Genomic DNA, 12,710 nt, shown 5'->3' on the forward strand with positions numbered 1-12,710 from the left:
TACTAAAAAACTAAAAGTTGTGCTAACCAGTCATGTAATTGCTTAGGATTAGCTAACCGTTGCTTTGCACATGTTTCACCTTCCCCTATTTTTATCGAATAGCCCCCTAATTCATTAACTTTTTTAAATGCATACTCATCAGTTACATCATCCCCTATGGCTATAGGAAAACGATTAACAAATGGCTCATCTTCCATAAACTTACTTAAAGCCTTCCCTTTATTAATATTAGAATTCTTAATCTCAAAAACCATCTTCCCTAATAAAATATCTAGATTTTGATAATCGCTTATTATTTCCTGCAAAGCACTAAAAAGCTTTTGTTCAATTGAAGGCATTGCACGGTAGTGAATAGCAATTGAATAACTTTTATCCTCTAACCAAACCTCAGGAAAACGCTTTAGTAAATCCTTTATTTTCGCTGTTACTTGCGCTATATCTTTTTCAAAACAAGCAGCAAAAAAAGTTTTACTCTGTGTTCTCCATTCTGCGCCATGTATGCCTGCTACATATAAACTTTTTAGGGATAGTAAACTATCAATATCTTTAATAGTACGTCCTGTAATAATTGCTAAAGCTCCTTCACAATATAGAGCTAGTTGCTTCAGTAAAAATCTTGTATCAGTTGAAATTAAAACATTACAAGGGTGGTCAACAATAGGTGTTAACGTTCCATCAAAATCCAAAAAAAGAGCTATTTTTTTTGGCTGTGCGTATTGTGTACGTTCTAAAAAATTATTTTGCTGAGTGAGTTTCCAGTGTAAATATGATTCTTTATATCCTATTGACATAGACACTATCACTTAATAAATTAATTGTATTTATACTATGTTATTGATTATTAAGTGTATATAAGACAATGGTAAGAAAACAAAAAGAAAACAGAGTTTTGATTAAGAATTTAATGTTATAAAAAACACGTTAATCAATGAAATGTATGCTGAAAATTTATTAATATCAGATCACTAATTATTTTTATTTTCTAAAGATAAACTGAATATTTGCGCCATCGATATCCCCCCTTTCCTTTAGATTAACGCTTTTGATTACATCTCCTCTTATGCCAAATCGCTCTTGTCCTGCAGCCCCATTAAATAAGTCAGGTAACACACCACCTACGCTATTCTCTGCTTTTGGAAACTCTTTATTAGATGCACCAATATTTCGTTGTTTATTGTTTTGAAGTGGGCTTTTAGTAATAGGAAGCTCTAATGGGCTTAATAGTTGTTGGGTAAGATCCGTTGTTTGAGTTTGTTCTTTATTTTGTTTTGCAGAATGAGGTGTTGATGTTTTGTTAGATAGACTATACGTTACATCCGCATAGACAATAGGTATAAAAAGGCTAAACAATAAAGTAACAAGTTTCTTCGTCATAATAAATACTGCGTTTAATTTAGATAACTCTTTAGTAGTATATTGTGCTGTTTTATTGTTTTTTCAAGCTAAATAATATTACTAATAATTTCATATAGCTAATGGCCACCAGAAGTTCTAAACTTACTTTTAGTAAATGATAGATTACTTAACCAACTGATAATGCTGCCTTACCATAGCATTTAATAAATTCTGCTGGCATGCGCTTAGGCTTACCTGTTGAAAGCTGTATACAGCAAAATTGAGTGTAGGCTTTTAAGATTGTTTGTTGTGTTTGTGAATTTACTAATTGAAATTGGCGACTTATTCTTAGTTTATTATCCATTTCCACGATCCATGTCGCTAATTCTAGTCGATCATTATAATAAGCACTGGCTAGATAATCTATTTCATGGCGAATAACGGCCATTCCCCTGTCTAATTGTCTATAAATATCCATATTTAAACCAAGCGAATTAGAATGTTGCCATGCACAGTCCTCTAACCATTTAACATAGACAGCATTATTAACGTGCTTAAAAGCATCTATGTCTTCTGCTTTGGGTTGAATATCAATAACAAAGGACGGTTCTCTATCCCACATTACTAATTCCGAAAAGCTTGAACCATCGGCAATTTCCAGAACACTTGCTCCACTGCTTCATCAGAAAAATGGCTATAAAGCTTAACTTGCATAGCATCATGGCAACTTTGTAACTGTTCTATGGTTAATTGAGACATTCTTACTAATGCTTCTGCTAATAATTGCTCATCACCAAAAGGGAAAAGTATACCCACATCCTTTACTACTTCTCTACCACCACCACAATCTGAACAAATAATGGGTATATCAGCTGCCATTGCTTCTAGTAACACCATTCCAAAGGGTTCTTTGTCTGAGGTCAGCGCAAATAAATCAAATGCTTTAAAATAATTACGGGCTTGCTCTACTTGCCCTAAGAATAATACATCTTCAGCAATAGCTAATTCTTTTGCTAAGCCTTTGAGCTGATCCGCTAAACGTCCTGTTCCCATAATAGCTACTTGACTATTTTTAGGCAGTTTTGGTCTTGCTATAGCAAAAGCTCTAAGCAAAGTAGCCTGATCTTTATCAGGGTGCAGACGGCCTACATTGCCTACAATCCAAGCATGTTTATCTAAATGTAAAGCATGCCTTGCTTCTATTCGTGATAATAATTTACTACGTACTTGGTCAATATTTATATGATTATAGAGTGTTTCAATTTGATCACTAGGCCAAGATGGTAAGCATTTTTTCAGATCATCTGTAACTGCATTTGATACACCTAATAGAGATAATCTTTTCTTTTGCCAATTAGCAAATAAACGACGTCCCCATCGCTCATAATCACCAAATGCGTGATGAACGCCAATAACAGGTAATGAGGTAGCTAAACAAGCAATCCAAATAGGTTTAAAGCGATGAGCAATGCAAAATTTAAAATCACGAGAAGCTGCAATAGCGCGTAGATCAGTTATGGCTTTAAGTTTTAAGCCACGCACTTGTGCAGAGGTAAAATCCATAAACAGTACTTCATCAGAAGCACATTGCTTTGCCACTTCAGCATTTGGTTTGCCTGTTAAAAATACAGTAGTGACCTTATAGGGTGTACCTTTAAAGAGACTAGCATATTGCCTAGCACAGTCTAAAAAAGGGCCATCATAACCATGACAAAACTGTAATACTCTGGACTCTACCGATCGAGCCATAGAACAGACTCTCCATTCTCAAAAATAAAATTAGTTAAAGTTTAACAGCCTAGCACCGTCTTTTGTAGCTATTCGACACAATTAGTTAACTATCTGTTAATACTTTCCAGAATGCAGGACTGCCTGATGCTTTTTCAATTTCGGCCAATCTCGCATCATGGGCTAGCAACTCCTCATCTTTAGCTTTAATCACCCTTGTTTTTGGGCGATCCATAGGTAATCTTTGTATAGCGGCCGCTTGTCCGCCTGATAGATTAGATTGCGCATTAGCTTCTAAACCTAAATTAGTCTGCCCGCCTGTCATCGTTAGATAAACATCAGCCAATAATTCAGCATCCAATAAAGCGCCATGCAACTCACGTCCTGAGTTATCAACATGATAACGCTTACAAAGTGCATCTAAGCTATTACGTTGCCCTGGATGGCGCTCTCTCGCTAATTGTAAAGAATCCAATACTGAACAGTAGGCTTCCACATTAGCCCTATCAGTTTGTCCTAAAAGTTCAAACTCGTTATTAATAAAGCCAATATCGAACACCGCATTATGAATCACTAATTGAGCATCTTTAATAAACTCATAAAAGTCATTGGCAATATCTTTGAACCTTGGCTTATCAATTAAAAATTCATTAGTAATACCATGAACTTTAATGGCCTCTTCATCAATTTCACGATCAGGCTGTAAATAAACATGAAAATGTCTATTTGTTAAACGTCTATTAATTATTTCTACACAACCAATCTCAATAATTCGATGGCCTTCTGTTACAGGCATACCTGTAGTTTCAGTATCTAATACTACACTTCTCATAGCTACCCTACTTTAACCCACCTAAACTTTCTATTATTTCAGCAACACCACGATTAGCCAATTGATCTGCACGCTCATTACCTATATCACCTGCATGACCTTTTACCCATTGCCAAGTAATATGGTGTTTAACCACTTGTTCATCCAACATCTTCCATAAGTCTGCATTTTTAACAGGTTTTTTATTAGATGTCTGCCAATCTTTTCCTTTCCAACCTGCTAACCACTCTGTAATCCCTTTTTTGACATACTGGGAATCCGTCAGCATACAAACTCTACAAGGTCTTTTTAAAGCGGATAATCCTTTAATTGCTGCTAATAACTCCATACGGTTATTAGTTGTATCCAGTTCCCCACCCCATAATTCTTTTTCGATCCCTTTGTAGAGAAGTAATACTCCCCAACCGCCAGGACCAGGATTACCCTTACAAGCTCCATCTGTATATATTTTAACTATGTCACTCATCTACTCTCACATCATTTCTATTAACCACTGGTATAGGCGCTAAAGCACCTAAAATACTCTTCTTTTTACTTTTTAAAGGTGTAGGCTGAATCATCATTTTGCGGGCGCTAACTATATAAAAACCATTCCCCCACCATTTACGGTGCTGACCTATTGCCTCTAAGCCTACTACCCTATCTTGTACCACAACACTATTTGGCAGACCATAAGCACCTTTCCATGTACGCTCAACATTAAAACCTAATAATCTTAACCAATCTACTAAGCGGCTATAAGTAATACTGTGAGATTTGCTTAATACTCCAAAATAGCAACGCCGATAAATTCCCCAATAACTATAAGGATTAAAACCGACTATTAATATATGTCCTCCTGGCCTTATACAACGTGCAGCTTCTCGTAAGGTGTTATGAGGAGAATAAGCAAAATCTAAAGTATGCTGCAATACAACAGCTTCAACCCCTTCTGTTAGAATTGGCCAAGCATGTTCCTCACAAATAATATCGGCATTAAAACCCTCATAACCTACAGAAACGATTTCATCAACATCTTTTATAGGTTGTACTAGATTATATAATGGTCCTGCTTGTAATAAAAAACGTCCAAAATAATAACTTAGCGCTTGATCAATTAATGGCTTTTCAAGTGATATTAGTCGTTGACCTTTACCGCTGGCAAACCATGACCTAACTGATTGCACATGCTGTTTCATTTGTTGCTGATTGGCTGGAAGTAATTCTGTCATTTATTTAGTCTTAGCTCCTATTACCCACAATATAACAGATTACGCCCTTAAATTATTCATTAATATGCCTTTTTTATAACAAACTTGTAGCTAAAATATTAAAAAATACTTCAAAAAACCACCATAAAAAGTTATCTTCTCTACTATTATTAATTATATGAGTATTAGCCATGTTCGAAGTACAAGCTTTATCTGCCTTTAATGATAACTATATTTGGTTAATTAAGAATAAAGCAACTAAACAGTGTGCAGTAGTAGACCCAGGTGATGCAACACCTGTTCTACAATGGCTAGCTCAAAACCCACAATGGCAACTTACTACCATTCTTATTACACACCATCATCAAGATCACACAGGGGGCATTAACTTATTAAAACAACAAACTACAGCGATTGTTTTAACGCCTAACAATCCCTCTATTCCTCATAGCGATATTATTCTAACTAACAATCAATTAGTTAATATATTAGGTAAAACAGCGCAAATAATTACTGTTCCAGGGCATACCCTTGATCATATCGTTTATTATTTTCCAAAACAGTTAGATGATACTGTCCCTTGGCTTTTTAGTGGTGACACCTTGTTTGCAGGTGGATGTGGACGTGTCTTTGAAGGTACGATGGAACAAATGTACTATTCACTTGAACAGCTAAGGCAACTACCAGACGAAACGCTTATTTATGCTGCTCATGAATATACAGTCAGTAACTTAAAATTTGCTACAGCAGTTGAACCTGAAAATAGCATAATTAAGCAACGTCTTGAACATTGTTTAGCACTCAGAGAAAAACTGCTAAATACACTACCATCTACAATCTCTTTAGAAAAGCAGACCAACCCTTTTTTGCGTTGTGGTTTAGAAAATCTTAGAAAAACCGCTAGCTTCCATATAAAACAAGAGCTTGAATCACCTGTTGAAATATTTACGACCCTAAGAGAATGGAAAAACAATTTTTAAAGGATGAGTTTTATCAAGAAATATTCTGTAAAAACTTGACCTCCTAAATTATGTTTTTTAAAATCGTTGTTTTAGAAGTTTTAAATTTAGGGATATGTTGATGTTGGTTGGCCTAGTAAAATTCTTTAAGCTAAATATAGCATGTAAAACCGCGCTTTTATTTAGTACTTTAGTTGCATTAACATTTATGGCTGGCTGTAGTTCCTCAAAAAACCAACTATCGGATAATAACGCCATAACCCTTTCTCAAGATAAGCATATCATTCTAAAAAGAGGCACTGTTATTCAACAAGGCTTTTATGGTGATGATTTATGGCAAAGAATACGCAACGGTTTTCAACTACAAAATGAATATCATGGCGTTAACAATTCCCGTATAGAGCAGCAACAACGTTTATTAACCTCCAATAAAAAATCCACTGAACAACTATTAGCTAAAGGCAGTCCTTATTTACACTATATTGTTGAACAACTAGAAGCTCGCAATATGCCTTTAGAGCTTGCTTTATTACCAGCTGTAGAAAGTGCTTACAATCCAACGGCCTACTCACACATGAAAGCCGCTGGTCTATGGCAATTTATGCCAAGAACTGGAACACACTTTAACCTTCAACAAACACGTTGGTATGATGGTCGCTTAGATATTATTGCTTCTACGAATGCGGCCTTAGATTATCTACAATATTTACATAATATGTTTAATGATTGGCCTTTAGCACTTGCAGCTTATAACTCTGGCGAAGGTACAGTAAGAAGAGCTATTCAACAAAACCAAAAACTAAATCGACCTACTGACTACTGGAATTTATCATTACCTAACGAAACCATACACTACGTACCTAAATTATTGGCTCTATCTAGAATTGCTTTTTCACCTGATAACTATCAAGTAAATTTGACACCTATTCCTAACCAACCCTACTTTAATAAAATTGAAATTAATCATCAAATTAAGTTAGATACAGTAGCTTCTTTAATAGGCATTGACACTCAAGAACTACAAAACTTAAATGCAGGTTTAAAAGCGCAAGCTGTTATTAACAACGAATGCCCTAAACAATTACTAGTTCCTTCCCATAAAGCTGCTATTTTTAATGATTTACTTGCAGCAGGCAGTATTCCTAATGAAAATATTTCTCTATGGAATAACTACAATATACGTTCAGGTGACACGTTGCTCAGTATTGCAGCTAGACACAACACTAGTGTTAATGAGCTAAGAAGCATTAATAAACTCGCTAGTAATCAGGTTCTAAAAGCAGGACAATCGCTTAAAGTACCAATGGTAGCCAGTTCCTCTACTAACAACAATACATCAGAACAACCTTTAAGAACCATAGTATTGAAAGACAACAGAAAATACACCATTCAAGCAGGTGATAACCTTTGGAGTATTTCACAAAAGAATAATATTAAGTTAGAAAAACTACTAGAACTTAATCAATTAAGTGCTAATGCTTCCATTAAACCAGGTCAACAACTCTATATTACTGATCGGAATTAATGAGATTTGGTCTTGTTAAAGATAGGTTTATCTTTGAATGAGCTATTAACTTTCTTTTATTATTGTTTAAATACTAACGATTAGCATATTAAGATATATTGTTTTGCTATTTTTCCATGTAAGCTATCTAAACTACAATCTTAATCTCACAAACTGTAAATATTACTAAAACATCCATAACAAAAAAGCCAAGCTTAGAGCTTGGCTTTTTATAACTAGGTAACTAATGCTTATTCAGCTTTAGCTTCCACTTCAACCGCTTCTTTCTTCAAAGGACGATCAACTAACTCTACATAAGCCATAGGAGCATTATCACCTTGACGGAAACCGCATTTTAAAATACGGATATAGCCGCCTGGACGAGTAGCATAACGCTTGCCTAATTCATTAAAAAGAATACCTACAGCTTCTTTAGAACGAGTACGGCTAAATGCTAAACGACGGTTAGCAACACTATCTACTTTAGCTAAAGTAATTAACGGTTCAGCAACGCGACGTAATTCTTTTGCTTTAGGTAATGTAGTTTTAATTAATTCATGCTCAAATAACGACACTGCCATGTTTTGGAACATAGCTTTACGATGAGAGCTTGTACGGTTTAAATGGCGACCACTTTTACGATGACGCATGGTTGTAATTCCTTACCAAATATACACTCGGTGGTGATTATGATCAGCCAAAAGACCGATCATCTTTCTTAATACTTGCCGGCGGCCAATTATCTAGGCGCATACCTAGCGATAGACCACGAGAAGCTAAAACATCTTTAATTTCTGTTAAAGATTTTTTACCTAAATTCGGCGTTTTCAATAATTCTACTTCGGTGCGTTGAATCAAATCACCAATATAGTAAATATTCTCTGCTTTCAAGCAATTAGCTGAACGTACTGTCAACTCTAAATCATCAACTGGACGAAGTAGAATTGGATCAATTTCATCTTCAGGCTCATCAACTATCGTTTCGATTTCACTTTGTAAATCAACAAACGCAGCTAATTGATGTTGAAGAATAGTCGCAGCACGACGAATTGCTTCTTCAGGATCTAAAGTACCATTGGTTTCTAAATCAAGCACTAACTTATCCAAGTTTGTACGTTGTTCCACACGAGCATTTTCTACTACGTAAGAAACACGACGCACTGGACTAAAAGTAGCATCTAATTGTAGGCGACCTATCGCTCTTGTTTCATCATCTGAAGCACGAGCATCAGCAGGTACATAACCACGACCACGAGCAATCTTTAATCTCATATTCAATGCACCTTTATTAGATAAATGGGCAATGATATGATCTGGATTAACGATCTCTACATCATGTTCTAATTGAATGTCTGCTGCAGTCACTACACCTTCACCCTTTTTAGAAAGAGTTAAAGTTACTTCGTCACGGCCATGCAACTTAACCGCTAAACCTTTTAGGTTTAACAATATTTCAATTACATCCTCTTGCACACCTTCAATAGTGCTGTACTCATGGAGCACACCATCAATTTCGGCTTCAATTACAGCGCAACCTGGCATAGAAGAAAGCAGGATACGGCGTAATGCATTACCTAATGTGTGACCAAACCCACGCTCAAGAGGCTCTAAAGTGATCTTAGCGCGAGTTGTACTGATATCCTCAACATCAATATGTCGAGGAGTCAGAAAATCATTTAGCATACTATGCATGGTAGCACCTTTAATTTAGCAATTACTTGGAGTAAAGCTCAACGATCAGGTTTTCATTGATGTCAGCTGGTAAATCGCTACGCTCAGGAACGCTCTTGAAGACGCCTTCTTTTTTGTTAGCATCTACTTCAACCCATGCTACAAAACCACGAGAAGAGTTCAATTCTAATGCTTGAGCAATACGTAGTTGATTCTTACATTTTTCACGAACGGCTACTACATCACCTGCTTTCACTTGGTATGATGGAATATTAACTACTTGACCGTTCACAGTAATAGATTTGTGTGATACTAACTGACGTGCTTCAGCACGAGTAGCACCAAATCCCATACGGAATACTACGTTATCTAAACGACACTCAAGAATTTGCAATAAGTTTTCACCTGTTGCACCTTTACGGCGAGCTGCTTCTTTATAGTAACCGCTGAACTGACGCTCTAATACACCATAAATACGGCGTACTTTTTGTTTTTCACGAAGCTGTAAACCATAGTCAGATAAACGTCCACGACGTTGACCATGTTGACCAGGTGCAGTTTCCATATTACATTTTGATTCTAACGCACGTGAACCGCTCTTTAAGAAAAGATCTGTACCTTCACGACGAGACAGTTTACATTTGGGACCAATATAACGAGCCATTTTTCACTGCCTCCTTAAACGCGACGTTTCTTAGGTGGACGACATCCATTATGCGGAATAGGCGTCACATCAGTAATGCTAGCGATCTTATAACCACAAGCGTTAAGTGCACGAACGGCAGACTCACGACCAGGGCCAGGACCTTTAACATTTACTTCAAGATTCTTTAAACCATACTCTAATGCTGCTTGACCAGCACGTTCTGCCGCTACTTGAGCAGCAAATGGAGTACTTTTACGAGAACCACGGAAACCAGAACCACCAGCAGTAGCCCAAGAAAGAGCATTACCTTGACGGTCAGTAATAGTTACAATGGTATTATTAAAAGAAGCATGGATATGGGCGATCCCATCAACCACCGTCTTTTTGACTTTTTTACGAGTACGAGCAGCAGGTTTTGCCATAATAATTAAATCCTATAGTAGACAATTACTTGCGAATTGGCTTGCGTGGTCCCTTACGGGTACGAGCATTCGTTTTAGTACGTTGACCATGAACAGGTAAACCACGACGGTGACGCAGGCCACGGTAGCAACCTAAATCCATCAAACGCTTAATGTTCATATTAACTTCACGACGTAAGTCACCTTCAGTCGTAAATTTAGCCACTTCACCACGAAGCTGTTCAAGCTGCTCTTCTGAAAGATCTTTGATCTTCGTAGCTGGATTAATACCAGCCGCCGCACAAATTTGATGTGCAGTTACGCGACCTACACCATAAATGTAAGTCAACGAGATAACAGTATGTTTGTTATCTGGAATGTTTACGCCTGCAATACGGGCCATTCATTAAACTCCATTTGACAGCTATTTTCACCTTGGAAGTCAGGTATAAGGTATAAAATATTATTGCTGTAGTTAAAAAATAACTCAGTAGCACACTAGCTACTGAGAATCACTATAAATGCACAATCAACCCTGACGTTGTTTGTGACGAGGTTCTGCACTACAAATTACTCGCACAATACCATTGCGACGAATAATCTTACAATTGCGGCATAATTTCTTTACCGATGCACGGACTTTCATCAGTAGCTCCCCAAACCTTATGACCTACGATCTACCATAGGTTTTCAGATTAGATTTTTTCATTAGAGAGTCATATTGATGAGATACTAGGTGCGATTGTACTTGAGCCATAAAGTCCATCACAACTACTACTACGATCAATAAAGACGTCCCACCTAAATAAAATGGCAAACCAATTTTTGAAATCAAAAACTGAGGTAATAAACATACCGCCGCCATATAAATTGCTCCAAACAAAGTCAAACGTGTTAACACGCCATCAATGTAACGAGCAGTGTGCTCACCAGGACGAATACCAGGAATAAAAGCACCAGACTTTTTCAGATTTTCTGCTACATCTTTTGGATTAAATACCAATGCAGTATAGAAGAAACAGAAAAATATAATACCAGCAATAAACAACAATATATAAAGTGGCTGATTAGGTGCTAACAACTGTGCTACAGAACCTAGCCACCCTAAACCTTCAGCTTTACCAAACCACTGTGCTATAGATGCAGGGAATAATAAAATACTACTCGCAAAAATAGCAGGAATAACCCCAGCCATATTTACTTTTAAAGGTAAATGACTGGTTTGTTTAGCAAAGTTTTTATAACCTTGTTGTTGGCGTCTAGCATAGCTAATTTCAATACGACGTTGCCCACGTTCAACAAATACCACGAAAGCCACAATTGCAATAATCAATACACCAACCACAAGTAAGGTTGCAAATGATCTAAAGTAGTCACCTGTTTCATTAGAAGCAGCTAAAGAATGAACAATTGCACTAGGAATACCAGCCACAATACCAGCGAAAATTAGCATGGAAATACCATTACCAACACCACGCTCAGTAATTTGTTCACCCAACCACATTAAAAACATTGAACCAGCAACAAAAGTCGTTACTGCAATAAAAAAGAAGGAAAAGGCTGTGCTAAAAGTAACACCTTGGCTAGCCAAACCTAATGACATACCAATGGCCTGAACAATCGCTAAAAACAACGCACCATAACGCGTATACTGAGTTATTTTACGACGGCCAGCTTCACCTTCTTTACGTAGTTGTTCTAACGAAGGAACTACGGCAGTCATGAGCTGCATGATAATTGATGCCGAAATATAGGGCATAATACCCAAGGCAAAAATACTCATACGCTCAAGAGAACCACCCGAGAACATATTGAATAAGTCAAAGATCGTCCCTCCTTGTTGCTGGAATAGAATCTTTAATTGATCAGGATTAATTCCAGGAACAGGTATATGAGCACCTATTCGATAAACAATAATTGCTAGAAATAGAAACTTTAACCGAGTATATAACTCAGTTAAGCCACCACCTGCAAATGAAGAGAGCGCGTTTTGCTTAGCCATTTAGTCCTCGAACTTACCACCAGCAGCTTCCACAGCTTCCCGCGCACCTTTGGTAGCAGGAATACCTTTTAATGTAAATGCACTTGCCACTTTACCAGATAACACTAATTTAACGCGCTTAACACTATAGTTAATCACATTAGCTTCTTTTAAAGTTTGTAGTGTTACTACATCAGCTTTTACTTTAGCTAATTCAGAAGTACGCACCTCTGCACGATCTAAAGCTTTTTGTGAAACGAAGCCGAATTTTGGTAAACGACGGTGTAAAGGCATTTGTCCGCCTTCAAAACCTGGAGCAACGCCACCACCAGTACGAGAAGTCACACCTTTATGACCACGACCAGCTGTTTTACCTAAACCACTACCAATACCACGACCAACACGTAATTTAGCTTTACGTGCGCCTGGAGCACTAGCGATTTCATTTAAAAATAGGGCCATT

The 12,710-nt window shown here is 37.0% G+C and carries 17 protein-coding genes; 2 read left to right on the forward strand and 15 right to left on the reverse strand.

Annotation, left to right across the window (positions count from 1 at the left end; translation table 11 throughout):
- Nucleotides 1-2 precede the first annotated feature (2 nt).
- From otsB to JHT90_RS14100, 7 genes are all read right to left on the reverse strand, one after another.
- Nucleotides 3-791: a trehalose-phosphatase gene (gene otsB, locus JHT90_RS14070; RefSeq protein ID WP_201092130.1), complete on the reverse strand. Its 789-nt coding sequence runs from the start codon at nucleotides 789-791 to the stop codon at nucleotides 3-5.
- Between the two features lie 184 nt (nucleotides 792-975).
- Nucleotides 976-1,374 carry a hypothetical protein gene (locus tag JHT90_RS14075; RefSeq protein WP_201092132.1) on the reverse strand — a complete coding sequence of 133 codons (399 nt, stop codon included), beginning with the start codon at nucleotides 1,372-1,374 and terminating at the stop codon, nucleotides 976-978.
- Between the two features lie 148 nt (nucleotides 1,375-1,522).
- Complete coding sequence (locus JHT90_RS14080) at nucleotides 1,523-1,957, reverse strand: acyl-CoA thioesterase (protein WP_201092134.1); 435 nt, start codon at nucleotides 1,955-1,957, stop codon at nucleotides 1,523-1,525.
- Nucleotides 1,958-1,959: 2 nt separating this feature from the next.
- Nucleotides 1,960-3,084, reverse strand: coding sequence for a glycosyltransferase (locus JHT90_RS14085; RefSeq protein WP_201092136.1), 1,125 nt, complete (start codon nucleotides 3,082-3,084; stop codon nucleotides 1,960-1,962).
- Nucleotides 3,085-3,169: 85 nt separating this feature from the next.
- Nucleotides 3,170-3,895 carry a DNA polymerase III subunit epsilon gene (gene dnaQ / locus JHT90_RS14090; protein WP_201092138.1) on the reverse strand — a complete coding sequence of 242 codons (726 nt, stop codon included), beginning with the start codon at nucleotides 3,893-3,895 and terminating at the stop codon, nucleotides 3,170-3,172.
- Between the two features lie 7 nt (nucleotides 3,896-3,902).
- Nucleotides 3,903-4,361, reverse strand: coding sequence for a ribonuclease HI (rnhA, locus tag JHT90_RS14095; RefSeq protein ID WP_201092140.1), 459 nt, complete (start codon nucleotides 4,359-4,361; stop codon nucleotides 3,903-3,905).
- On the reverse strand, nucleotides 4,354-5,106 hold the full coding sequence (locus JHT90_RS14100; RefSeq protein WP_201092141.1) for a methyltransferase domain-containing protein: 753 nt from the start codon (nucleotides 5,104-5,106) through the stop codon (nucleotides 4,354-4,356). Before JHT90_RS14100 ends, rnhA begins: the two co-directional genes overlap by 8 nt.
- Nucleotides 5,107-5,276: 170 nt before the next feature.
- On the opposite strand from JHT90_RS14100, the gene gloB reads away from it, so the two are divergent.
- Nucleotides 5,277-6,065, forward strand: coding sequence for a hydroxyacylglutathione hydrolase (gloB, locus tag JHT90_RS14105; RefSeq protein ID WP_201092143.1), 789 nt, complete (start codon nucleotides 5,277-5,279; stop codon nucleotides 6,063-6,065).
- 100 nt (nucleotides 6,066-6,165) lie between these two features.
- A complete protein-coding gene (locus JHT90_RS14110) occupies nucleotides 6,166-7,569 on the forward strand; it encodes a LysM peptidoglycan-binding domain-containing protein (protein ID WP_201092149.1) in 1,404 nt (467 codons plus the stop codon).
- Between the two features lie 230 nt (nucleotides 7,570-7,799).
- On the opposite strand, the gene rplQ is transcribed toward JHT90_RS14110, so the two are convergent.
- The 8 genes from rplQ to rplO all read right to left on the reverse strand — a co-directional run bounded on the left by rplQ (nucleotide 7,800) and on the right by rplO (nucleotide 12,709).
- Nucleotides 7,800-8,198: a 50S ribosomal protein L17 gene (rplQ, locus tag JHT90_RS14115; protein ID WP_201092150.1), complete on the reverse strand. Its 399-nt coding sequence runs from the start codon at nucleotides 8,196-8,198 to the stop codon at nucleotides 7,800-7,802.
- A 43-nt stretch (nucleotides 8,199-8,241) separates the two neighbouring features.
- Nucleotides 8,242-9,240 carry a DNA-directed RNA polymerase subunit alpha gene (locus tag JHT90_RS14120; RefSeq protein ID WP_201092151.1) on the reverse strand — a complete coding sequence of 333 codons (999 nt, stop codon included), beginning with the start codon at nucleotides 9,238-9,240 and terminating at the stop codon, nucleotides 8,242-8,244.
- Between the two features lie 22 nt (nucleotides 9,241-9,262).
- A complete protein-coding gene (gene rpsD, locus JHT90_RS14125) occupies nucleotides 9,263-9,883 on the reverse strand; it encodes a 30S ribosomal protein S4 (protein ID WP_201092165.1) in 621 nt (206 codons plus the stop codon).
- Between the two features lie 14 nt (nucleotides 9,884-9,897).
- Complete coding sequence (gene rpsK / locus JHT90_RS14130) at nucleotides 9,898-10,287, reverse strand: 30S ribosomal protein S11 (protein ID WP_109704024.1); 390 nt, start codon at nucleotides 10,285-10,287, stop codon at nucleotides 9,898-9,900.
- Nucleotides 10,288-10,312: 25 nt separating this feature from the next.
- Entirely contained in the window at nucleotides 10,313-10,669 is a 357-nt protein-coding gene (rpsM, locus tag JHT90_RS14135; protein ID WP_201092175.1) for a 30S ribosomal protein S13, read from the reverse strand.
- Nucleotides 10,670-10,795: 126 nt separating this feature from the next.
- Complete coding sequence (gene rpmJ, locus JHT90_RS14140; RefSeq protein WP_201092182.1) at nucleotides 10,796-10,912, reverse strand: 50S ribosomal protein L36; 117 nt, start codon at nucleotides 10,910-10,912, stop codon at nucleotides 10,796-10,798.
- Nucleotides 10,913-10,936: 24 nt separating this feature from the next.
- A complete protein-coding gene (secY, locus tag JHT90_RS14145) occupies nucleotides 10,937-12,268 on the reverse strand; it encodes a preprotein translocase subunit SecY (RefSeq protein WP_201092183.1) in 1,332 nt (443 codons plus the stop codon).
- Nucleotides 12,269-12,709, reverse strand: a complete 441-nt coding sequence (gene rplO / locus JHT90_RS14150; RefSeq protein WP_201092184.1) for a 50S ribosomal protein L15 — start codon at nucleotides 12,707-12,709, stop codon at nucleotides 12,269-12,271.
- Nucleotide 12,710: the final 1 nt, after the last annotated feature.

The organism is Entomomonas asaccharolytica (assembly GCF_016653615.1).
GTDB classification, from domain to species: domain Bacteria; phylum Pseudomonadota; class Gammaproteobacteria; order Pseudomonadales; family Pseudomonadaceae; genus Entomomonas; species Entomomonas asaccharolytica.

Excerpts from the sequence above, each read along its gene's own strand:
- otsB (WP_201092130.1), bottom strand. The coding sequence starts at position 791 with ATGTCAATAGGATATAAAGAATCATATTTACACTGGAAACTCACTCAG.
- JHT90_RS14075 (WP_201092132.1), bottom strand. The coding sequence starts at position 1,374 with ATGACGAAGAAACTTGTTACTTTATTGTTTAGCCTTTTTATACCTATT.
- JHT90_RS14080 (WP_201092134.1), bottom strand. The coding sequence starts at position 1,957 with ATGTGGGATAGAGAACCGTCCTTTGTTATTGATATTCAACCCAAAGCA.
- JHT90_RS14085 (WP_201092136.1), bottom strand. The coding sequence starts at position 3,084 with ATGGCTCGATCGGTAGAGTCCAGAGTATTACAGTTTTGTCATGGTTAT.
- dnaQ (WP_201092138.1), bottom strand. The coding sequence starts at position 3,895 with ATGAGAAGTGTAGTATTAGATACTGAAACTACAGGTATGCCTGTAACA.
- rnhA (WP_201092140.1), bottom strand. The coding sequence starts at position 4,361 with ATGAGTGACATAGTTAAAATATATACAGATGGAGCTTGTAAGGGTAAT.
- JHT90_RS14100 (WP_201092141.1), bottom strand. The coding sequence starts at position 5,106 with ATGACAGAATTACTTCCAGCCAATCAGCAACAAATGAAACAGCATGTG.
- gloB (WP_201092143.1), top strand. The coding sequence starts at position 5,277 with ATGTTCGAAGTACAAGCTTTATCTGCCTTTAATGATAACTATATTTGG.
- JHT90_RS14110 (WP_201092149.1), top strand. The coding sequence starts at position 6,166 with ATGTTGGTTGGCCTAGTAAAATTCTTTAAGCTAAATATAGCATGTAAA.
- rplQ (WP_201092150.1), bottom strand. The coding sequence starts at position 8,198 with ATGCGTCATCGTAAAAGTGGTCGCCATTTAAACCGTACAAGCTCTCAT.
- JHT90_RS14120 (WP_201092151.1), bottom strand. The coding sequence starts at position 9,240 with ATGCATAGTATGCTAAATGATTTTCTGACTCCTCGACATATTGATGTT.
- rpsD (WP_201092165.1), bottom strand. The coding sequence starts at position 9,883 with ATGGCTCGTTATATTGGTCCCAAATGTAAACTGTCTCGTCGTGAAGGT.
- rpsK (WP_109704024.1), bottom strand. The coding sequence starts at position 10,287 with ATGGCAAAACCTGCTGCTCGTACTCGTAAAAAAGTCAAAAAGACGGTG.
- rpsM (WP_201092175.1), bottom strand. The coding sequence starts at position 10,669 with ATGGCCCGTATTGCAGGCGTAAACATTCCAGATAACAAACATACTGTT.
- rpmJ (WP_201092182.1), bottom strand. The coding sequence starts at position 10,912 with ATGAAAGTCCGTGCATCGGTAAAGAAATTATGCCGCAATTGTAAGATT.
- secY (WP_201092183.1), bottom strand. The coding sequence starts at position 12,268 with ATGGCTAAGCAAAACGCGCTCTCTTCATTTGCAGGTGGTGGCTTAACT.
- rplO (WP_201092184.1), bottom strand. The coding sequence starts at position 12,709 with ATGGCCCTATTTTTAAATGAAATCGCTAGTGCTCCAGGCGCACGTAAA.